Origin of the sequence: Gordonia paraffinivorans NBRC 108238 (genome assembly GCF_000344155.1) — a bacterium.
Classification (GTDB): Bacteria; Actinomycetota; Actinomycetes; order Mycobacteriales; family Mycobacteriaceae; genus Gordonia; species Gordonia paraffinivorans.
The window spans coordinates 22,697-43,498 of record NZ_BAOQ01000026.1 but is presented as its reverse complement, the minus strand read 5'-3'; the positions used below and the strand labels follow the sequence as shown (position 1 = coordinate 43,498).

General features: G+C 70.4%; 18 protein-coding genes. 10 read left to right on the top strand and 8 right to left on the bottom strand.

Annotation, left to right across the window (positions count from 1 at the left end; all coding sequences use genetic code 11):
• Positions 1 to 5 precede the first annotated feature (5 nt).
• From GP2_RS13275 to GP2_RS13255, 5 genes are read left to right on the top strand one after another with little or no spacing between them, the layout of a single operon-like run.
• A complete protein-coding gene (locus GP2_RS13275) occupies positions 6 to 1,157 on the top strand; it encodes a polyprenyl synthetase family protein (protein ID WP_006901028.1) in 1,152 nt (383 codons plus the stop codon).
• Positions 1,154 to 1,888: a hypothetical protein gene (locus GP2_RS13270; protein WP_006901027.1), complete on the top strand. Its 735-nt coding sequence runs from the start codon at positions 1,154 to 1,156 to the stop codon at positions 1,886 to 1,888. Before GP2_RS13275 ends, GP2_RS13270 begins: the two co-directional genes overlap by 4 nt.
• On the top strand, positions 1,885 to 2,847 hold the full coding sequence (locus GP2_RS13265; RefSeq protein WP_006901026.1) for a carotenoid biosynthesis protein: 963 nt from the start codon (positions 1,885 to 1,887) through the stop codon (positions 2,845 to 2,847). Before GP2_RS13270 ends, GP2_RS13265 begins: the two co-directional genes overlap by 4 nt.
• Positions 2,834 to 3,967, top strand: a complete 1,134-nt coding sequence (locus tag GP2_RS13260; protein WP_006901025.1) for a glycosyltransferase family 2 protein — start codon at positions 2,834 to 2,836, stop codon at positions 3,965 to 3,967. Before GP2_RS13265 ends, GP2_RS13260 begins: the two co-directional genes overlap by 14 nt.
• Positions 3,964 to 5,454 carry a phytoene desaturase family protein gene (locus tag GP2_RS13255; RefSeq protein ID WP_006901024.1) on the top strand — a complete coding sequence of 497 codons (1,491 nt, stop codon included), beginning with the start codon at positions 3,964 to 3,966 and terminating at the stop codon, positions 5,452 to 5,454. Before GP2_RS13260 ends, GP2_RS13255 begins: the two co-directional genes overlap by 4 nt.
• Positions 5,455 to 5,588: 134 nt before the next feature.
• Here GP2_RS13255 and crtI read toward each other — a convergent pair whose 3' ends face one another.
• The 4 genes from crtI to GP2_RS13235 form a co-directional block, all read right to left on the bottom strand.
• Positions 5,589 to 7,178, bottom strand: a complete 1,590-nt coding sequence (gene crtI / locus GP2_RS13250) for a phytoene desaturase family protein (RefSeq protein ID WP_006901023.1) — start codon at positions 7,176 to 7,178, stop codon at positions 5,589 to 5,591.
• Positions 7,175 to 8,086 (bottom strand): phytoene/squalene synthase family protein, encoded by a 912-nt coding sequence (locus tag GP2_RS13245; protein WP_040527018.1) that lies wholly within the window; start codon positions 8,084 to 8,086, stop codon positions 7,175 to 7,177. The genes crtI and GP2_RS13245 overlap by 4 nt, the downstream gene beginning before the upstream one ends.
• Before the next feature lie 77 nt (positions 8,087 to 8,163).
• Positions 8,164 to 8,748, bottom strand: coding sequence for an isopentenyl-diphosphate Delta-isomerase (idi, locus tag GP2_RS13240; RefSeq protein ID WP_006901021.1), 585 nt, complete (start codon positions 8,746 to 8,748; stop codon positions 8,164 to 8,166).
• 148 nt (positions 8,749 to 8,896) lie between these two features.
• Positions 8,897 to 9,511 carry a TetR/AcrR family transcriptional regulator gene (locus tag GP2_RS13235; protein ID WP_006901020.1) on the bottom strand — a complete coding sequence of 205 codons (615 nt, stop codon included), beginning with the start codon at positions 9,509 to 9,511 and terminating at the stop codon, positions 8,897 to 8,899.
• Positions 9,512 to 9,605: 94 nt separating this feature from the next.
• Here GP2_RS13235 and GP2_RS13230 point away from each other — a divergent pair, with 94 nt between their 5' ends.
• Positions 9,606 to 10,646, top strand: coding sequence for a hypothetical protein (locus tag GP2_RS13230; RefSeq protein WP_006901019.1), 1,041 nt, complete (start codon positions 9,606 to 9,608; stop codon positions 10,644 to 10,646).
• A 48-nt stretch (positions 10,647 to 10,694) separates the two neighbouring features.
• Here the strand turns inward: GP2_RS13230 and GP2_RS22420 are convergent, their stop codons facing one another.
• Positions 10,695 to 12,275 (bottom strand): CDP-alcohol phosphatidyltransferase family protein, encoded by a 1,581-nt coding sequence (locus GP2_RS22420; RefSeq protein ID WP_006901018.1) that lies wholly within the window; start codon positions 12,273 to 12,275, stop codon positions 10,695 to 10,697.
• A gap of 80 nt (positions 12,276 to 12,355) precedes the next feature.
• Positions 12,356 to 12,976: a LysE/ArgO family amino acid transporter gene (locus GP2_RS13215; protein WP_006901017.1), complete on the bottom strand. Its 621-nt coding sequence runs from the start codon at positions 12,974 to 12,976 to the stop codon at positions 12,356 to 12,358.
• An 85-nt stretch (positions 12,977 to 13,061) separates the two neighbouring features.
• Between GP2_RS13215 and GP2_RS13210 the strand changes: the two genes are divergently transcribed.
• Positions 13,062 to 13,970, top strand: coding sequence for a LysR family transcriptional regulator ArgP (locus GP2_RS13210; RefSeq protein ID WP_006901016.1), 909 nt, complete (start codon positions 13,062 to 13,064; stop codon positions 13,968 to 13,970).
• 31 nt (positions 13,971 to 14,001) lie between these two features.
• On the opposite strand, the gene GP2_RS13205 is transcribed toward GP2_RS13210, so the two are convergent.
• Together GP2_RS13205 and ku are read right to left on the bottom strand one after the other, a co-directional pair.
• Positions 14,002 to 15,336 (bottom strand): MFS transporter, encoded by a 1,335-nt coding sequence (locus GP2_RS13205; RefSeq protein ID WP_040527017.1) that lies wholly within the window; start codon positions 15,334 to 15,336, stop codon positions 14,002 to 14,004.
• Between the two features lie 67 nt (positions 15,337 to 15,403).
• On the bottom strand, positions 15,404 to 16,420 hold the full coding sequence (gene ku, locus GP2_RS13200) for a non-homologous end joining protein Ku (RefSeq protein WP_444542630.1): 1,017 nt from the start codon (positions 16,418 to 16,420) through the stop codon (positions 15,404 to 15,406).
• A gap of 96 nt (positions 16,421 to 16,516) precedes the next feature.
• Between ku and GP2_RS13195 the strand changes: the two genes are divergently transcribed.
• From GP2_RS13195 to GP2_RS13185, 3 genes are all read left to right on the top strand, one after another.
• Positions 16,517 to 19,015, top strand: coding sequence for an ATP-dependent DNA ligase (locus GP2_RS13195; protein WP_006901013.1), 2,499 nt, complete (start codon positions 16,517 to 16,519; stop codon positions 19,013 to 19,015).
• 55 nt (positions 19,016 to 19,070) lie between these two features.
• Positions 19,071 to 19,835, top strand: coding sequence for a dienelactone hydrolase family protein (locus GP2_RS13190; protein WP_006901012.1), 765 nt, complete (start codon positions 19,071 to 19,073; stop codon positions 19,833 to 19,835).
• Between the two features lie 203 nt (positions 19,836 to 20,038).
• Entirely contained in the window at positions 20,039 to 20,776 is a 738-nt protein-coding gene (locus GP2_RS13185; protein ID WP_006901011.1) for a metallophosphoesterase family protein, read from the top strand.
• Positions 20,777 to 20,802: the final 26 nt, after the last annotated feature.

Here is a 20,802-nt window from a genome sequence, read left to right as displayed (position 1 = left end):
CCGACATGACTCAGATCGCCGCGATCACCACCTCGCCCGCGCCGCGTCGCCCCGCGTCCGACGCCGCGCACCTGCGCGCGATCACCGACGAGATCACGGATGTGCCCACCGACCTGCGCCTCGTCGACGAGATGCTGTCCGCGCACTTCCGCGGGCACGCCGCCACGCTGCTGGAGGTGGGTTCCGAGCTCGCCCCCGCCGCCGAGGCGGTGGCGGCACGGCTGACCGGCGGCAAGCGTCTGCGCGCCGCGTTCTGCCTGTGGGGCGCGCGCGGCGCGGCCCGGGGCCGCCCGGTGCCCGGCGTCGTCGAGCTCGCGTCGGCGATCGAGCTGTTCCACCTCGCGGCACTCGTCCACGACGACGTCATGGACGACTCGGACACCCGCCGAGGCCTGCCCACCGTGCACCGGCTCTTCGCCGACGCGCACCTGGAGGAGAACCGTCAGGGAGATCCGGAGACCTGGGGGACGGCGGTCGCGATCCTCGTCGGCGACATGTGCCTGTCGTGGTCGGACGATCTCGCGGCCGCCGCCGTCGACGACGCGGGTCGCAGTGTCCGCGCCGCGGTCCGCCGCACCTGGACCCAGATGCGCGACGAGGCGTATGCGGGCCAGTACCTCGACATGCTGAGCCAGACCGAGGAGCAGGCAGACGCCGATCGCACCGAACGGGTGCTGCGCTACAAGAGCGCGCGGTACACCATCGGCCAGCCGCTGCGACTCGGCGGCACGCTGGCCGGCGCCGACGAGTCGTTGCTCTCCGACTACGACCGCATCGGGCTGACCGCCGGCGAGGCCTTCCAGTTGCGTGACGACGTCCTCGGCGTCTTCGGCGACGAGGCGGTGACCGGCAAACCGGCGATCGACGACATCCGCGAGGGCAAACGCACCATGCTCGTCGCGCTCGCCCAGGAGTCGGCGACGCTGCGGGAACGGAGGGTCCTCGACGACTGCCTCGGGAACCCGGATCTCGACGTCACCGGACTCGCGCGTGTCCGAGCGGTGTTCGAGTCGACCGGGGCGCTCGAACGGGTCGATCAGCGCATCGTCGAACTCGCCGAGGACGCCTTCGGGATCATTGCCGGTGCCGCCGTGGACGACGAGACCCGGCAGGCGCTCTCCGGACTGGTCGAACGCTGCGTGTGGCGACGCGCATGACCGCCGGAGCGGCACCGACCGTCGAACTGCGCGTCTGGGGAGTCGATCGGGCCCTCCCGGCGCTGCGCCGGATGGCATCCGGGCGGCGATCCCTGCGTGCCGCACCCGGATTGCGCTTCGCCAAACTGCTCGGCACGGGCACGGCGGACACGTTCACGCTGTCCGGCGCGGACCTGCGCCACTGGGCGGCGCTCACCGTCTGGGATGACGAGGGATCCGCACTCGCAGGAGCGGACTCGCCGGTCCTGCGCCGGTGGCAGGACTCGGCGACCGAGGAACTGCGGGTCGTGATGCGGCCGATCCGGTCGAAGGGCAGGTGGTCGAAGGTCGATCCGTTCGGCGCCTCCGCAGGGCCGGACGGGCCCGCCGATGCGTCCTCGAACGCGGGACGACCGGCGTCGTGGTCCGGCCCGGTGGCCGCGCTGACCCGTGCACGGCTGCGCCCGACGACGATGGCGTCGTTCTGGCGTGCCGTGCCGCCCGTCGCCGCCGAACTCGGCCGCTCCCCGGGCAACCGACTGGCGCTCGGGGTGGGCGAGCTACCGGTCGGGGTGCAGGGGACCTTCTCGGTCTGGGACTCCGCACAGCACCTCACCGACTTCGCCTACCGCTCCCCCGCGCATCTGTCCGCGGTACGGAGGACCAAACCCGCACGGTGGTACGCCGAGGAACTGTTCACCCGGTTCGCGGTCACCGACATCTCCGGCACCTATCAGGGGAAGACCGCATGAGCACGGCCACATCGAGTCCGATCACGACAGCCGATCAGACGCCGCGCGATCCGTCGACGACCTCCGCGCGCGGACCCGTCCGGCGACGGACCGGGTCCGCGGCGGCGCAGGACCGGGCCGCCCGCGCACCCTGGCGGCGACACCTCCTCACCCTGACCTGGGCGCTGCTCGTCGCGACGGTCGGTGTCCAGATAGCGTTCCCCCTCACCGGTGGCGGCACCCTGCCCCTGACCGTCGCGAGCGTCACCCTCCTCGCCTCGGCATCGGTCATCCATCTCGCCGCGACCCGCGGAATCGCCTCGGCGGCAGCACTGGTCGTGGTCGCCGGCGGCGGCGGACTCGTTGCCGAGGCGATCGGCGTCGGCACCGGGTTCCCCTTCGGCGCATATCTCTACACCGACTCGCTCGGCTGGAAGATCCTCGGAGTGCCGGTTCTCGTCCCGTTGGCGTGGATCATGATGGCCTGGCCCGCCCTGGCGGTGACGCGCCGTCTCCTCCGGGTGACGCGATTGTCCGCGGCGCGCGCCCGCGTCGTCACACCGTTCGTGGGCGCGTACGCCCTGACCGCGTGGGATGTCTTCCTCGACCCGCAGATGGTCGACCAGGGTCACTGGGCCTGGCGCCATCCCACACCGTCCCTGCCCGGCGTCGCCGACATCCCGCTGACCAACTTCGCCGGGTGGCTGCTCGTCTCGTTCCTCATGATCGGCGTTCTCGACCGCCTCGTCCGGGCCGACGCACAGGCCGACGACGGAGTCCCGATCGCGACCTACCTGTGGACCTACTTCTCGTCGGTGCTGGCGCACGCCGTCTTCTTCGGTCGCCCGACGGTCGCCGTCGTGGGCGCGCTGCTCATGGGGGTGGTCGCACTGCCGCTGCTGGCCTCGGTCCTGCGGCACAACCGTTCTCACAGAATCGAATCCGGCACGGTACCCGGGAGGCACCGTGCGCCTCGCTGACCTCGGCCGACGCGCGACCGCGCTGGGCACGGCGCTCTCGTTCGCCTCACTCGGCCTGACCATCGACAACGTGCTCCGGGTCCGGCGGCCCTCCCGCGGGACGGTCGCCGAGGCCGAACCGCTGTCGGTGCTGATCCCGATGCGCAACGAGGCTTCCACCGCGAGCCGCTGCCTGACCGCGGTGCTGGAGGCCGCCGACCGGTGGCCGGGGCCGGTGCGCGTACTCGTGCTCGACGACGAGTCCGACGACGGCACCGGCGCACTGGTCGCGGAGATGGCCGGGCGCGACCGGCGTATCGAGGTGATCGCGGGGTCGCCCCCGCCACCCGGGTGGCTCGGCAAAAGTTGGGCGTGCCGGCAGCTGGCCGACGCGGCTTTCCCCTACGGGGTCCTGGCCTTCCTCGACGCAGACGTCGTCCTCGAACCGCACGCGTTCACCTCCTCAGCGGCACTGCTCCGCTCGCTCGGCCTCGACCTCCTCAGCCCCTACCCGCGCCAGATCGCGAACGGCGCCGCCGAGCGGCTCCTCCAGCCCCTGCTGCAGTGGTCGTGGCTGAGCACGCTCCCCCTCGGTGTCGCCGAGAACTCCTCACGGACATCGCTGTCCGCCGCGAACGGGCAGTTCCTGCTCGTCGACGCGGTGACGTATCGGCAGGCCGGTGGCCACGAAGCCGTCCGCGACGTCGTCCTGGAGGACATCGCGCTTCTGCGCGCGGTCAAGGCCGCAGGCGGCCGAGGGATCGTCGCCGAGGGCAGCGAGGTCGCCACCTGCCGGATGTACGACGGCTGGCGCGAGGTCCGCGCCGGATACCGGAAGTCCTTGTGGTCCGCCTTCGGGTCGCCCGCGGGCACCGGGGCCGTCACCGCCGGCCTGTGCCTGACGTACGTGCTGCCTGCGCTGGCCGCACTCGCCGGATCACGCGTCGGGGCGGTGGGATACCTCGCCGGGGTCGCCTCGCGCGCGGTCTCCGCCGGGTGCACCGGCGGCCGGGCGTGGCCCGACGCGCTGGCCCACCCGATCTCGGTCCTGCTGTTCGCCGCCCTCGCCGCGGATTCCTCGCTGGCCCGACGCAAGGGCGAGCTTCGATGGAAGGGGCGCGTCCTGGAGGGCGTGCGATGAGCCGGATCATCGTGATCGGGGCGGGCGTCGGCGGACTCGCCGCCGCCATGCGTCTGCAGCACGCCGGATACGACGTGACCGTGCTCGAGCAATTCGACCGCGTCGGAGGCAAACTCGGCGTCATCGAGCACGACGGGTTCGTCTTCGACACCGGGCCCTCGCTGGTCACCATGCCGCACGTCCTCACCGAGCTGTTCGACGAGACCGGTGCCCCGGTCCATGAGCGGGTGCACCTGGAGCGACTGCCCGTCGCCGCGCGCTACCGGTTCCCCGACGGCACGGTGCTCGACCTGCCCGACACCATCGACGCGATCCCCGCCGAGCTGGACCGCGCGCTCGGGCCGGGCAGCGGCGCACAGTGGACGTCCTTTCTCCGGCGCGCGGAACAGATCTGGGATGTCACCCACGGCCCGTTCCTCGAGTCACCGATGAGCGTGCGGACCATGATCGGCGGCATCGCCACACCCCGCGCCGTGCGGGCCGTCGCCCCGTGGCGTTCGCTGCGCGGGCTCGGTTCGGACCATCTGCGCGACTCCCGCCTGGCGATGTTGCTCGACCGCTACGCCACCTACACCGGGTCGGACCCCCGCCGCGCCCCGGCCGCCCTCGCCTCGGTGCCGTGGGCCGAACAGGCCTGGGGCTCCTGGTATGTCCGGGGCGGCCTCGGCCGGATCGCCACCGCGATGCACGACCGGTTCGTCGAACTCGGCGGCACGGTCGAGCTCGGGGTCGAGGTGGCACGGGTGTCGACCGATCGCACCGGTCGCGTCGACGGCGTCGTCACGGCCGACGGGAGCACCCGACCGGCGGATGTCGTCGTCGCGAATGCCGATGCGCGCCAGGTGTACGACCGGCTCCTCCCCCGTCGCGCCGCGCGCCTGCCGCGCGTCCTGCTGCGCCGGTCGACGCCGTCGTTGTCCGGATTCGTCCTGCTGCTCGCACTCGACGATCCGCCCGCGGACCAGCCTCACCACCACGTGCTCTTCGCCGAGGACTACGACGAGGAGTTCGACGCCGTCTTCGGATTCAACGGGCCGCCGCGACCGGTCGCGCGTCCGACCGTCTACATCTCGGCGCCCGACGACCCGGAGATCGTCTCCGGTCCGGGCACCGGCTCCTGGTTCGTCCTCGTCAACGCTCCCCGGCACGACCCCGGGCACGGAGTCGACTGGGACGCCGAGGGTTTGGCGGAGGGCTACGCCGATCAGATCATGCGGGTGATGGCCGACCGCGGTCTCGACGTGCGCGATCGGGTCCGGCACCGGATCTTCGTGAGTCCGGCCGACCTCGAACGCCGGACCATGACGCCCGGCGGATCGATCTACGGATCGTCGTCGAACGGTCCGCGCGCCGCGTTCCTGCGGCCGAAGAACACCTCGCCGGTGCCCGGCCTGTACCTGGTGGGCGGATCGTCGCATCCGGGCGGCGGCCTGCCGTTGGTGATGCTGTCGGCGAAGATCGTGGCGGGGCTCATCGGCGAGCGCTGAGGGCACCCCCAGCGATCCCCTCGACCCAGGACGCGCACGGACGCGCGCCGATTGCCATGACGGACAACGCACATGACGAAGGCCCGGCGAGATCATCGCCGGGCCTTCGTCACATGTCCCTCCGGAGGGCGTCGTCACCGCGTCGGCGTCGGTCCCACCGAGTGATCTCCCTTGAGCCGCTTGCGGATCAACTCCGCACTGATCAGACACATCGGCAGGCCGATGCCCGGCCGTGTGCTCGACCCCGCATAGTACAGGCCCTCGACCTTGCGCGACCGGTTGGTCGGGCGGAAGAAGGCGCTCTGCCGCAACGTGTGTGCGGGACCGAGCGCTCCGCCGCACCACGAGTTCACGGTGTCGACGAAGTCCGCCGGGCCGACGGTCCGTCGCACGACGATGCGCTCGGCGAGATCGGGCACGCCGGCCCAGCCGGCGATCATCGCGATGGCACGGTCGGCGATCTTCTCGACGTCCGGGTCCCCGGCTCCGTCGACGCCACCGTGTCCGAGGCCCGGGTCCGCGGGCACCGGCACCAGGATGAAGATGTTCTCGTGGCCGGCAGGCGCCACCGAGTCATCGGTGGCCGACGGCTTGCAGACGTACAGCGACGCGGGATCTGGTATCCGCGTGGGACTTTCGAAGATCGCGTCGAAGTTGGTCTTCCAGTCCTCGGTGAAGAACAGCGAGTGGTGGGTGAGCTCCGGGAGTTCCCCTTGCACGCCGAGGTAGGCCAGCACGGCACCGGGCCCGGAGGTCGCGCGCTCCCAGTAGCGCTGCGGGAAGGTCTGCAGGCCCTCCGGGAGGAGCTTCGTCTCGAGGTGATGGAGGTCGGCCGCGCCGACGACGACGTCGGCCGGCAGGTCGCGGGTCGAACCGTCGGCGGTCTGCACCCGCACTCCGACGACCTCGGCCCGGCGCCGGCGGAACCTGCCCGCCGACGGGCGGGTGAGGACGGCGCTCGCGGCGGTGGAGGTGTGGATGCGCACGCCTCGTTCGCGGGCGACGCGTTCGAGCGCGTCGACGAGGGTCGTGAAGCCGCCGTTGGGGTATTTCACCCCGTCGGCGAGGTCCATCCAGCTCATGAGGTGGTACATGGCCGGGGTCCGTTCCGGCGACGATCCCAGGAACACCGCCGGGTAGCCGAGGACCTGCTGCAGTCGCCGGTCTCGGAACCGGTCGTCGATGTAGGACTCGAGCGTCCGCACCAACAACGACACCAGGGTGCCCGAGTTGCGTAGCACCGTCGGGCTGAGGAAGGCCCGCGGCGTCTCGAAACTCGTGTACAGGAAGCGATCCACCGCCAGGTCGTAGGCCTTCTTGCCGGTCTCCAGGTACTCGTCGAGTGCCGCCCCGGCGCCCGGCTCGATCGACTCGAACAGGTCGTGGTTGCGCTTCTGGTCGCTGTGGACGTCGATCGGCTCCTCGTCGGAGCCCTTCTCGCCGAAGAAGACCCGATACCCGGGGTCCAACCGGACGAGGTCGAGTTGTTCCGCGGTGGAGGTGCCGAGCATCTCGAAGTAGTGGTCGAAGACCTCGGGCATCAGCCACCACGACGGCCCGGTGTCGAAGCGGAAGCCCTCGTTCGTCCACAGCCCCGCGCGACCGCCGAGTTCGTCGTTCTTCTCGACGATCTCGACGTCGTGGCCGTCGTGTGCGAGCAGCGCCGCGGTGGCCAGTCCGGCGACGCCGCCGCCGATGACGACGACGTGTTTGCGGCCGGTCATGCGTTCACTCCTCGTGCCGTGCGGGGGATGCCCCGCCGGGCGACGGCGGCGGCCGCGATTCTCGCCTTGCCCGCGTTGGGAACCCGCACGCGGCGGATTCGCGCCTCGGCGGCCGACGACTGCCGCAGGCGTTCGGTCAGCTCGGCGAACAGGTCGTGGGCCGCGCACACCGCGACACGACAGCTCATCGGCAGTTCCGGGATCACGGCCGCGGCGGCGGTGAGGTCCAGGTCGATGTCGTCGAGCCACAACGACCAGGCCGCCTCGTCCGGATCGTCGGGGTCGAGGCCGACGAGGTATCGCCGGCCCAGTCCGTCGCTGTCGTCGCCGAAGTCGCGCAGGAAGTTGATCTTCTGGAAGGCCGCTCCGAGGCGACGGGCCCCCGGGGCCAGGTGTTCGTACCGGGCGTCGGCCTTGGGTTCGCCGGCGAGGAACGCGCGCAGGCACATCAGGCCGACCACCTCAGCTGAGCCGTAGATGTAGGCCGCGAGCGACTCGAAGTCGTGCCGGACCTGGGTGAGGTCGGACCGCATCGAGTCGAAGAACGGGGTGACCAGGTCCAGGTCGATGCCGACCCGCCTGGCGGTGCGGGCGAAGGCGTGCACCACCAGGTTGCTGCTCGACCCGGAGGCCATGGCGGCATAGGTCTGTTCCTCGAGCTGGTCGAGTTCGTTGCGGCGGTCGACCGAACCCTGGTCGGGGCGGGGTGCGTCGACGATCTCGTCGGCGACCCGCACCAGCGCGTAGATGTTGCGCACGTCGCGTCGCAGCGACGGGGCGAGAAGACGGGAGGCGAGCCCGAACGAGGTCGAGTAGGAGCGGATCACGAGTGCGGCGCTCGCCTCGGCGACCTCGTCGTAGCGGCGGTGTGGCGGGACCACTTCGGTATGACCTGGGAGATGCATCATCCGAATGCTCCTGAACTTCGATGGATGAGAGGACCTCGGCGATGGCCACCTCGTCGATGAGGGCGCCGGCCTGGATGTCATGTATTCGACGCCCGGGCGGTTCCCGGATGGGTCCCGCCGGCCGCCACCGCCGCGGCGCCGTGCGGCTGGGGTCCAGGGAGCCGCCGGACCTGATCGGCGAACCACGGGCTCACGGCCCACGGAGTGCGCTCGACCAGCGACCACACGTCGGCAACCGGCGCCCACGCGTACTCGGCGACCTCGTCCGGGTTCGGTTCGAGCTCGCCGACGGGCCGCGCGACGAAGACCGGGCAGATCTCGTTCTCCACGATCCCGCTCGCGTCGACCGCGCGATACCGGAAGTCGGGCAGCACGCAGCGGACGTCGGCCACGTCGATCCCCAGTTCGCGACGGGCATAGCGGTGCACGGCGTCGACGACGGACTCTCCCGGACGCGGATGCCCGCAGAAGGAGTTGGTCCACACGCCCGGCCAACTGCGCTTGGACAGCGCGCGACGGGTCATCAGGATGCGGTCGTCGTCGACGAGGTGACAGGAGAAGGCGAAGTGCAGCGGGGTGTCGACCCCATGTACGCCCTCGCGGTCGGCGGTGCCACAGGGGCGCCCGTCGGCGTCGGCGAGAACCACCGAGTCGTTGGTCATTCGTTCCTCATCACGGTCGAGGTCGAGCAGGTGTCTCCCATTGTTCGTCACCGGCACCGCGACCGGATGGGACGGCCGGGGCGACCGGGCAGGGCAGGAGGTCCTGGTTCGACGGGGCTCGACTCGATGGTAGGCGTGTCGGGGCGAATCAGCCCTCGTCGCCCAGACCCGCAGCCTGCAGCAACCGGCACCAGACCCCCAGGTAGGCGTCGACGTCGACGTCTCCGACGAGGGACTGCTGCACGACGAAGCCCTGCATCACCGACACCATGAGGACGGCGAGCGACGCCGGGTCCCCCGGCAACTCGTGACCGGCGTCGCGCCAACGCGCCAGGACGCCCGCGAACACCGAGCGGAGCCCGCGGATGATCTCCTGGACGATCTCGCGCAGGTCCGGGTTGTTGGCGGCCTCGCCCCAGATGGTCATCACCATCCGGAAGCCGTCGGTCAGCGGCGCGATCTCGGTCATGGCCCGCGAGGCGAGGAGGCGGACCACCTGCTGCGGCGACAGGGGTCCGTGCTGCTGGTCGGCGAACTCCTCGAAACCCGCTTCGTAGGCGCTGAACACCGACTTCGCGACGGCGGCGACCAACTCCTCCTTCGACGAGTAGTACGAGTACACCGCGCCGGCGCTCAACCCGGATTCGCGGATGACATCGGCCATCGACGCCCGGTGGAAACCCTTCTCGGCGAAGCACCGGCGCGCCGCGTCGAGTATCTGCAGGCTTCGCTCGAGCTTGCGTTCCTCGCTGATCTTCGGCACCCGAGCAGTATAAAACGAAGATTCGTTCTTGATTTCTCTTCCCGCCCGGCGCACACTCAGAAAAACGAGAGTTCGTTCTTTTAGGGGTGTCATCATGGGTACCTACACCGAGAACACCGCCCGCACGCAACGCCGGACGGAGCCTCCCGGGCCGAGCGAGACGTCCCGACGCCCCTCCTGGCGGGATGCGATCGGGATGATCGTCGCGATTCCCCTCGTGGTCACCGCCCTCGCCGCGATGTTCGTCTCGCTCGCCGTCGATCCCGAACCCCGCGAGGTGCCGCTCGGACTCGTCGCGCCGCCGCCCGCGGCCCAGAACATCGAGGCCGCGTTGTCTGCGCGCGCCGGTGACGACGCCTTCGACCTGCGCGCCTACCCCGACGCCGCCGCGGCGCGATCCGCGATCGAGCGCCGCGAGGTGCTCGGAGCGCTCGCTGTCGATCCCGGCGGGGTCACCGTGCTGACGGCCGAGGCCGCCTCGCCGGTTCTGGCGCAGGTCATCGCCGGCGTCGGCGCCGGGATCGGATCGGCCCAGAACATTCCCGTGGCCACCGAGTCGGTCGTCGCACCGCCGGAGAGCGATGCCCGCGGCACCGGCTTCGCCGCGGGTCTGTTGCCGTTGCTCATCGCCGGGATGGCCCTGGGCGCGGCGGCCGCGCTCGCGCTGGCCGGCCGAATCCGGATGCAGGCCGCCGTGGTGCTGCTGGGTCCGATCGTCGCGGGCCTCGGGTTCGCGGGCGTGTGGTCGTGGCTCGGCGTCGTCGACGAACGCTTCGTGCCGGTGGCCCTCGCCCTCTCGCTGATGATCGGGGCCATCTCCTGGTTCATCGCCGGCGCCGGGGCCCTGTTGGGCGCCCCGGGCGTCGGGATCGGGGCGGTCCTGATGGTCCTGATCTCCAACCCGCTCTCGGGTCTGGCGTCCTCGCCGTATCTGCTGCCGTCCCCGTGGGGCGCGATCGGCCAGTGGCTGCCCCCGGGTGCGGGCGGCACCCTTACCCGGACGGTCGCGTTCTTCCCCGATGCCCCGGTCGCGGGCGCGGTCTGGATTCTCCTGGGCTGGGTCGCCGTCGGCGCCCTGCTCCTCGGTCTCGCCGCGCTACGACCGCGCCGGGCGCCGGCGACGGCCCCGGCCTGACCCGCCGCCCGACGAGCAGGTCCGTCGTCGGACTGCGGGCCGGCCGGTTCATGCCGGACGGTCCCGCGTCTGACGGGCGACCGCGACCAGCAGCTGGATCAGCCCCGTCGCCGCCAGAAGCACCCCGATCCCGGCGATCACCGTGAGCCAGGTCCGCGTCGCGTCGTCGGACAGGCCCCACCACCACGCGGCGGCGGCCCACACCGACGCGATGACCGCGAGGATCACCCGGGACGGACGTTCCCAGACGGTGACGGTTCCCGGCCCGGTCATGCCCGCGGCCTGCGCGGTGGACCGGGTGCCCTCGAGGAGGAGGGTGAGCACGGCCAGTCCGACGCCGAGCCACGTCGGCGCACCGGCCATGACGACGATCCCGGCGAGGAACAGGTCCGAGCATCGGTCGGCCATCGTGTCGAGGACCCGGCCCCACTGGGTCGCCGAACCGGTCTGCGCGGCGAGGGCGCCGTCGACCCCGTCGAGCAACGCGGCGATCAGGACGATGAGCGCGGCCACCGGGAACCAGCCCCGGCCGGCGAAGGTCACGGCGAAGGCGACCGCGGTGACCACGGCCCCGACGACGGTGATCGTGTTCGCGGTGACACCGAGTCGGACGAGGGGTCGCGCACAGGCGTGACTGGCGAGGACCCAGTTCCGGACCCAGAACGACTGCCGGGGATCTATGCCGCCGTGCAACCGCGACCAGGCGTCGAGCACCTCCTCGCGACGGGCCTCACCCGACACGATCACCTCCGGCGGACCGCGCGAGAGCCTGTCCGACGGCCCACCCGACGATGACCAGCACGTGCAGAACGTACAGCCAGAGTCCGGCCGCCACCACCCCGCCGATGACGCGGAGACCCCCGTACGGGATGCCGACGTCGATCGGCAGCGACAGAACAACAGGAATCCCTGCGCGAACCCGGCGATGAACGACGCCGTGCCCAGCGCGGTGACGGCCGCGATCGGCCACGACGGCCCGGCCGGGGTCACCTTCCGGTAGACCCAGGTCAGCGGGACGGTGACGGTGAGCCAGACCGTCACGAAGCCGATCACCACGCGGGCGGCCAGGTCGGCGAGGCCGCCGTCGCCGCCCCCGTCGGGAGCGAGAGTGGTCATCGACGATCCGACAATCACCGCCACCGCGGCCAGCGGCGGCACGAACAGGACCAGCACCAGGACCGACAAGCGCGACCGCCAGCCGGTGAACCGGTCTTTGCCGGGGTGCATGCCCAGGCAGGCGCGACGAAGTCCCTCGCCGTAGAACGACGCCGGGAAGAGCAGCACCAGCGCGCCGACGACGCTGAGCCCGACGCCGATCGACACCGCCTCGGAGAAGGCGTCCCGCCCGCCCATGTCGGGCGGGATCAGCACCGCCAGGTCGTTCCACTCGCTCTCGGCCGCGGCCCGTCCCCGCAGCCAGGTCGTCGACCAGATCGCGAGGAGCACCCACGGGACGACGGCGATCGCCGCGTAGTAGGTCAGGGTGGCCGCCGCCGCGGCGAGGTCGCCGCGCGCCAGGGTCTCCCGGGTGTCGGTCAGGAGTCGGCGCGCGGCGTGTAGGGCCCGCCCTGTCGCGGGGGCCGTCCCCGTCACTGCGGGCGACACGGAAGCGGCGGAATCGGTGGTCACGCCGCCTGAGTACCCGAAACAGGCTGGTCCAGTCGTCGTTTATGGGACCAGGCGCGCCGACGACGTGCCCCGGCGACGATTCACACCGAGGCGAACAGCGCGATGGCCATCCCGATCATGATCGCCGCGACCACGGCGTCGAGAACCTTCCAGGCGCGCGGACTGGCGAAGAACCGTGAGAGCCGCCGGGCCCCTCCGCCGAGGGCGCCGAACCACAGCACACTGGCCGTGCAGGCCCCGATCGCAAAGGCCCACTTGCCGTTTCCGTGTCCGTTCGCGATGGCCCCGAGGGTCAGGACGGTGTCGAGATAGACGTGCGGATTCAGCCAGGTGAGGGCGAGCGCGGTGCCGACCGCCACCCAGCGCCCGACCGAGGTCGCCTCGTCGGCGTTGGCGGCGATGGCCTCGTCGCTGCGCAGGCAGCGTCTGGCCGCGAGGAGCCCGAGGACCAGGACGTACAGACCGCCGGCGATCTTCACGACGGTGATCACCTGAGGGAGGGCGGCGACGATCGCACCGAGCCCGGCGACCCCGGCGATGATCAGGACGATGTCGGAGATCGCGCAGACGGCCACGATCGTCCCGGTGTGCCGTCGCGCAACGCCCTGCCGCAGGACGAAGACGTTCTGGGGGCCGATGGCGACGATCAGGCCGGCACCGGTGAGGAGGCCGGCGAGCGCGGGGACGAGGTAACTGGTCACCCGGACGACGCTAGGGATCGCCCGTTCATCAGTACAGCGAATGTTTCTGATGAATCATTAGCTGTACTTCATCTAGCCTGGTGGCGTGGACATCACCCAGGAGGGATTGCGCACGCTGGCAGCAGTGCTCAGAGAGGGGACGTTCGACGCCGCGGCGGCCTCCCTGCACATCACGCCGTCCGCGGTGAGCCAGCGGATCAAGGCGCTCGAGGCCGCGGTGGGCCGGGTGGTGCTGCGCCGGACCAAGCCGGTCTCCGCGACGCCCGACGGCGAGGTGCTCGTCCGGCTGGCGCGCCAGTGGGAACTCCTGCTCGCCGAGACACGCGCGGCCCTGGTCGGCGAGCCCGCCGACGCCGCCGTCCCGGTCACCGCGCAGCCGCGGGTCCACCTGCCGATCGCATCGAACGCGGATTCTCTCGCCACCTGGCTGCTGCCTGTGCTCGCCCGTTTCCACCGGGAGCATCCGGTGGCCGTCGAAGTTCTCCGCGACGACGAGACGCGCAGCAGCGCCCTGCTGCGTTCGGGCGATGCACTCGCCGCGGTCACCTCCGAGCCGCTCGCGGTGCGCGGGTGTGCGTTGCACTCGCTGGGCAGCATGCGCTACCTGCCCGTGGCGACCCCGGAGTTCATCGACACCTGGTTGCGCGACGGCCCGGACGCCGACGTCCTGGCACGGGCTCCGATGGTCCAGTTCGATCGCAACGACCACCTCCAGCGCGACATGGTCGCGGCACTGGCCGGCCGGGCCGTCGACCCGCCCGCCGCATACATCCCCGCGTCGACCGAGTACCACCGCGCGGTGACCCTCGGGATCGGCTGGGGCGCCGTCCCCGACGTGCAGATCCAGAAGGCGCTCGACGACGGTCGCGTCCGGATGATCGCCGATCACCACCTGGACGTGCCGCTCTACTGGCAGTACTGGAAGCTGAGTTCCCCTCTGCTGCAGCACCTCACCGAGCTGGTGATCGCCGGTGCCGCCGCAGTGCTCCGATGACCCGCACCCGTGGGATCGCGGTCGAGCGGACTCAGTCGCCCACGGGCTGAAGCGCCGGCGCGGCGTCGTCGGCGAGCGGGTGGTCGATCTCGTCGCGCCACATGCGGGCCGCGGCGTAGAACGCCCACGCGATCGGCACCGGCAGCAGCCCGGCCAGGACGAAGGTCGCGGTCAGGCCGATCGCCGACGAGACCGGCGCCGCGATGGCCATCGACACCGGCATCAGCGCGATCGACACGAAGAAGTCCAGGCTCGCGATCCGGCCGAGCAGCGCCGGCGGCACGCGACGCTGCAGGAGCGTCCCCCACAGGACCATCGGACCGTCGAACAGGACGCCCATGGCGAAGCCGGCGGCGACGAACATCCACGTCGAGTCGGCGACGCCCATCAGCACCAGCGGCACGCTGGAGAACCCCCACAGCCCGAACATGACCGTCAGGTATCGCCGCGGCATCGGCAGCGAGGCGAAGACCAGCGACGCGGTGGCCGCCCCCGCGCCGAACCCGGCGAGCACCCACGCGTGCTGGGAGGCGCCGCCGTCGACGCGCTCCCGCAGGGCGAACGGCACGAGCACCTCGATGGGACCCATCGTCGCCAGCACCAGGACGCAGGCGAAGAACAGCGTCCCCCACAGCCACGGGGTGCGGATCATGTAGACGAAGCCCTCCGCGAGGTCGACGACGACGCCCCCGACGCCTCCGCGCCCGACGCGCACCTCCTCCGATTCCGGGTGGTCGGACTCCCCCAGCCGGCGTGAGGTCACCGGGGCCATCGCCAGGTAGCAGACGCCTGACGCGATGGACGCGACCGCGGCCAGCACCACCGCCTGGCCCGGGGCGCTGGCGGCGATGACCGCGCCGGCGATCATCGGTCCCACAGCCTGGAAGACGACAGGACGGAAGAATCCCTCGATCCCGTTGGCGGCCTGCAGTTCCGATGCCGAGACGACACCCGGCAGCAGGGCCGAGTAGGCCGGGTAGTACATGCCCATGGTGACGCCGGCGAGCAACGAGGCCACCACGACCATCCAGAGGTCGACCACGCCGAACACCGACGCAAGTCCCACCGCGCCGAAGGCCGCCATCTTGGTGACCTCGAGCCCGATCATGATGTGGCGTTGCGAGATCCGGTCGGCCAGAACGCCGCCGGCGAGGGTCGACACGAGCATGCCGACCGCCGCGACGCCGGTGGCGAGCGAGACCTGTCCCGGTCCGCCGCCGAGGGCGATGACCTGCCAGATCACTGCGACCGTCCATATCCCGTCGCCGAACATCGCCAGGATCAACCCGGATGCCAACAGCCGATACTGCCGTCGCGCCAAGGGCATGAGGGCGCGCGGCAACCGGGTGTCGACGCTGGTGTTCACCCTTCGAGCTTGCCCGATCCGCGCGATGCCGGGCCAGCGAATATCCGCGGCCGGGCCCCGGGGGAGATCAGCTCGCCTTGCGCGAGGACTTCTTCGCGGGGGCATTCTTCGCCGTCGACTTCGATCCCGACGAACTCGACCCGGTCTTCTTCGCGGTCGACTTCGTGGTCGCGGTCTTCTTGGCCGTCGTCTTCTTGGCGGCTGTCTTGGTGGCGGCCTTCTTGGCGGGAGCCTTCTTCTCCGCCTTCTTGGCGGGCGCCTTCTTCTCCGAGTCCTCGTCCCCGGACTCGTCGTCGGAGGACGCCGTTCCGCGATCCTTCACCGAAGCGCGCAGCGCGGCAAGCAGATCCGCGACCTCGGAATCCTCGTCCTCCGACTTCTCCTCGTCGGACTCGGGGAATGCCTCGCCGCCCTCGGCCTTCGCCTCGATGAGCTTGGCCAGTTCGTTCTGGTAGGTGTCCTCGAATTCCGACGGATCGAAGTCGGCGGCCATCGACTCGATGAGAGACGCCGCCATCTTCAGTTCCTGGTCGCGGATCTCGACGTCGTCATCGAGGAAGCCGAAGTCGGGTTTGCGGATTTCGTCCGGCCACAACAGGGTTTGCAGCGTGATCACTCCGTCGACCACCCGCAGGGCCGCGATACGCGTGCGGTTGCGCAGGGTGAACAGAGCGATGGCCAGGCGGTCGGTCTCCTCCAGCGCCCGGGCGAGGAGGGCATAGGCCTTCGGCGACTTCGACGACGGTTCGAGGTAGTAGGGCTTGTCGAAGTAGATCGGGTCGACCTGTTCGGCCGGGACGAACTCCAGGATCGAGATCTCCGGGCTCTTCTGCGACGGCAGGGTTGCGAGATCGTCCTTGGTGAGGATCACCGTCTCGCCCGAATCCGTCTCGTAGGCATTGGCGATGTCGGAGTAGTCGACCTCCTTGTCGGTACCCTCACGCACGCGCCGATATCGGATGCGGGTCCCGTCGGAGGAGTCCACCTGATACGACTTGCGATCGTGGCTCTCCGTCGCGGAGTAGACCTTGACCGGCACGTTGACCAGGCCAAAGCTCAGGTCGCCCTTCCATATCGAGCGCATGTCCGCCATTGTGCCAGGTGTCACGCGGCGGTGTCGTCGTCTGCGCACGATCGCCATGACCCGCCGGTACGGACCGACGATGTGGACAATGGAGGGATGGCAGGCGGCGAGATCCTGGAGGTCGACGGCCGCCGGATCTCGATCACCAATCTCTCCAAGGTGCTCTATCCGGCGACCGGGACCCGCAAATTCGAGGTCATCGACTACTACTCGCGTATCGCCGATGTCATGTTGCCGCACCTGCGCGACCGGATCGTGACCCGGAAGCGGTGGCCGAACGGCGTCGAATCCACCCCGTTCTTCGAGAAGGACCTGCCCGACAGCGCACCCGAGTGGGTGAAGCGCTTCGGGATCCAGCACAGCGAGCGCGTCATCGAGTACGTCCTCGCCGAGGACCGGGCGACGCTCGTGTGGCTGGCCCAGATGGCGGCGCTGGAGATCCACGTTCCCCAGTGGCGACTCCCGCTCGGCCCCGGCGGGCAGCGGATGGCCAACCGCATCGTCTTCGACCTCGACCCGGGTCCCCGCGTCCCCCTCCACGAGACCGCCCAGGTCGCACTCCAGATCCGCGACTGGCTGGCCGGCACCACCACTTATCCCGTCACCAGCGGCGGCAAGGGCATCCACATCTACGCGCGCCTGCCCAAGCCGGTGAGTTCCGAGGCCGCCCGCAAGGTCGCCCGGGAGGTGGCCAACGAATTCGCCCGCCAGCACAGCGATTTCATCACCGCCAACATGTCGAAGAAGATCCGGGACGACAAGGTCTTCATCGACTGGAGTCAGAACAACGCGTCGAAGACCACGCTCTCCCCCTACTCCCTGCGCGGCCGCGAGAAGCCCTGGGTCGCCGCGCCCCGCACGTGGGAGGAGATCGCGGATCCCGAACTGTCCCAACTGTTGTTCACCGAGGTGCTCGAGCGGATCGACGAGATCGGCGATCTCCTGGAAGGACTCGACGACCCGTACGACGAGGACGCAGTCGAGCACGACGCGGCCGACTCACGCGAGACGGAGGTCACCGACGCCGCGCTCGACGACGACACCGTCGGCGAGGTGGCGGAGGCGTTGCGGGAGACCATCACCGACGACACATCGGATTCGTCGCCGAAGGGCGCCCAGGACTCCGACGGGGGGACCGGCCAGGTCATCGACCTGAGCGAGTACGTCCGCAAGCGCAACCGTGCGAAGACGCCGGAACCGTTCGGCGACGAAAACCACCGCGCGCGCCGGCGGGAGGTCGCCGAACCCGACGACGCCGGCGGCGAAACGGGCCCCCACGCACCGATCTTCGTGATCCAGGAGCACCACGCGCGTCGGCTGCACTACGACTTCCGGCTCGAGCACGACGGCGTGCTGGTCTCGTGGGCGATCCCCAAGAACCTGCCCACCGACCCGGACCAGAACCGCCTGGCCGTCCAGACCGAGGACCACCCGATGGACTACGCCGACTTCGAGGGCGACATCCCGGCGGGCGAGTACGGCGGCGGGCACGTGTACATCTGGGACAAGGGCACCTACGAGCTCGAGAAGTGGCGCGAGAAGGAGGTCATCGTCCGACTGCACGGCGAACGCGTGCAGGGCCGGTACGCGCTGATCCGCACGGGCGAGAAGAACTGGCTGGCCCACCTCATGACCGACGAGCCGCGCCCGATCCTGCCCGACAGTCTCACCAGCCCGCGCCCGATGTTGGCCACCGACGAGCCGATCGACGAACTCGACGACAAGGACTGGGCCTTCGAGGGCAAGTGGGACGGCTACCGCCTCCTCGTCCGCAAGGTCGGCGAGGAGTTCCGGCTCACGTCGCGCTCGGGTGTCGACATGACCGCAGACTTCCCCGAGTTCGCCGAGATCGTCGACGCGCTCGGCCTCATGGATGTGGTGCTCGACGGCGAGGCGGTCGCGATCGACTCGTCGGGCCGCACCAACTTCACGCTCTTCACCTCGCGCAAGCACACCACCGAGCCGTACAGCCTCCGACTCCACCTGTTCGACATCCTCTACCTCAACGGGACGTCGCTGCTGCGCAAGCCGTGGTCGGTGAGACGCAAGCTGCTCGAGGAGCTCGCACCCGCGTTCCGCCACACCGCCCATGTCGACGTCCCGCCATTGCTGCCGACACCGGCGAGCGCGGCGATCGAGTACAGCCGCGAGCACAACCTCGAAGGCGTCGTGGCCAAGCGCCGCGACTCGATCTACCAGCAGGGGCGCCGCTCCACGAAGTGGCTCAAACACAAGAACTGGAGCGACATCGAGGTCGTCGTCGGCGGATACCGGCCCGGGCGCGGCAACCGCGCGAACACCATCGGCTCCCTGCTGCTCGGCCTGCCGGAGGAGACCGGGCTGCGATATGTGGGCCGCGTCGGCACCGGTTTCACCGAGGCCCAGCTCCGCGCGCTCGCCGAGGAACTCGAACCGTTGAAGATCTCGCGGTCGCCGTTCCTCGACAAGCTCGACCGCCCCATCGCGTCGAACGCGGTGTGGGTGCTGCCGAAGATCGTCGGCGAGGTCCGATTCATGGACTGGACGATGGACGGTCACCTCCGGCACCCCAGCTGGCGCGGAATCCGCCGCGACAAGCTGCCCGGCGACCTCTGAACGGCGACGACGACCCCAGGCCCAGGACGATACGCAATCCCCCGAGAGGCATGAGATGACCGGCGAGACCCTCACCATCACCGCCCCCGACGGCGACACCGAGATGTACGTCGCCCGCCCCGACCCTTCCGACGGCACGCCGCTGCCCGGGGTCCTGTTCCTCACCGACCTGATCGGCCTGCGGCCCCGGACCCGCGCGATGGCCGATCGCATCGCGTCGTGGGGGTACGTCGTCGCGGTGCCGCACCTGTTCTATCGCCACGGCACCGCCGACGAGTGGGTCCCGCCGGCCGAGGATCTGGCCGACCCGGACTCGCTCGGGGCGTTCTTCGCCTCGGCGCTGCCGAAGGCGCGATCGCTGACGCGCGAGCGCGCCCGCGCCGACCTCGAGTCCTACGTCGACGCGCTGCGCGCACTTCCGGGCGTCGCGGGCGGGCCGATCGGGGTGACGGGCTACTGCATGGGCGGCCGGTTCGCGCTCGACGTCGCCGCGGCCCGCCCCCACGACGTCGCGGCGGTGGGCATGTTCCACACCGGCGGTCTGGTCACCGACTCGCCGGACAGCCCGCACCTGCACCTCGTCGGGATCGACGCCTTCGTGCTGGCCATCCACGCCGACAACGACCGCTCGCTACCGCCCGAGGCGATCGCAAAGTTCGAGCACGCCCTGACCTCGACGGGCGTCACGCACTCGACGACGGTCCATCCGGGCGCCGCGCACGGCTACACGATGTCCGACATCCCCGCCTATCACCACGAGGCGTGCGAGCATCACTTCGCCGAGCTCGAGTCCCTGTTCCGCCGCACGCTGCATCCCTGACAGGGGCCGGAGGCGTCGGGGACCCGCGCCTCGACCAGGCCGCGACACCCTGGATGCCGCCCCGGATCGGAAGCGGCAGGCGGGCTGAAACACAATGTCGGGACCGACGTGTGTTACGACTCCCCGCGGCCCGGCAATGCACGTTTTCACCGGGCCCGAGGACTAGCCTCGTGAGAGTCAGTGACCGTGACAGGAGCCTTTTCGTGTTCGTCGTCGCCCACATCAGCGACCTGCATTTCAACGGGACGCGGTTCAACCGGAACCGCATCCAGTCGACGTTGAGTTATGTCAACGCGCGCGCGGCCGGCATCGACGTCCTCCTGATCACCGGCGACCTCGCCGACGAGGGCACTCCGAGCGAGTACCAGGAGGCCTACGGCGTCCTCGAGAGTCCGTTGCCGATGCTCATCACCGCCGGCAACCACGACGTCCGCGAGCCGTTGAGTTCGACCCTGCTGGGTGCCGAGACCTCCGGACCGATCAACCAGGCCCGCAAGGTCGGCGACGTCCTGTTCCTGGTGGTCGACAGTTCGATCCCCGGCCGCAACGACGGCCACATCGACGACGAGACACTCGCCTGGATGTCGGAACGCCTCGCCGCGGAGGATCCGCAGACCCCCGTCTTCGTCGCGTTCCATCACCCGCCGGTGGATCTGCACATGCCGTTCATGGACTCGATCCGGCAGACGGGCGAGGAACGCCTCGTCCCCCTGGTCGAGACGCATCCGAACATCGTCGCGTTCTTGTGCGGGCATGCGCACACCCCGGCGGTGACCCAGTTCGCCGACCGCCCCCTCTGCGTCGCACCGGGTGTGGCGTCGACGCTGAACCTGCCCTTCGAGGGCCGCGACGTGATCAACCGCGGGCAGCCGCCGGGCATCGCCTTCCATGTCTACGACCAGGGACGCCTCGTCACCCACTTCCGCTCGGTGATGTTCTAGCCGAAGGCCTTCGCCTCGCGTCGCGC

Coding starts and splice junctions, on each gene's coding strand:
- GP2_RS13275 (WP_006901028.1), top strand. CDS start 6: ATGACTCAGATCGCCGCGATCACCACCTCGCCCGCGCCGCGTCGCCCC.
- GP2_RS13270 (WP_006901027.1), top strand. CDS start 1,154: ATGACCGCCGGAGCGGCACCGACCGTCGAACTGCGCGTCTGGGGAGTC.
- GP2_RS13265 (WP_006901026.1), top strand. CDS start 1,885: ATGAGCACGGCCACATCGAGTCCGATCACGACAGCCGATCAGACGCCG.
- GP2_RS13255 (WP_006901024.1), top strand. CDS start 3,964: ATGAGCCGGATCATCGTGATCGGGGCGGGCGTCGGCGGACTCGCCGCC.
- crtI (WP_006901023.1), bottom strand. CDS start 7,178: ATGACCGGCCGCAAACACGTCGTCGTCATCGGCGGCGGCGTCGCCGGA.
- GP2_RS13245 (WP_040527018.1), bottom strand. CDS start 8,086: ATGATGCATCTCCCAGGTCATACCGAAGTGGTCCCGCCACACCGCCGC.
- idi (WP_006901021.1), bottom strand. CDS start 8,748: ATGACCAACGACTCGGTGGTTCTCGCCGACGCCGACGGGCGCCCCTGT.
- GP2_RS13230 (WP_006901019.1), top strand. CDS start 9,606: ATGGGTACCTACACCGAGAACACCGCCCGCACGCAACGCCGGACGGAG.
- ku (WP_444542630.1), bottom strand. CDS start 16,420: ATGCGCTCGATATGGAAGGGCGACCTGAGCTTTGGCCTGGTCAACGTG.
- GP2_RS13195 (WP_006901013.1), top strand. CDS start 16,517: ATGGCAGGCGGCGAGATCCTGGAGGTCGACGGCCGCCGGATCTCGATC.
- GP2_RS13190 (WP_006901012.1), top strand. CDS start 19,071: ATGACCGGCGAGACCCTCACCATCACCGCCCCCGACGGCGACACCGAG.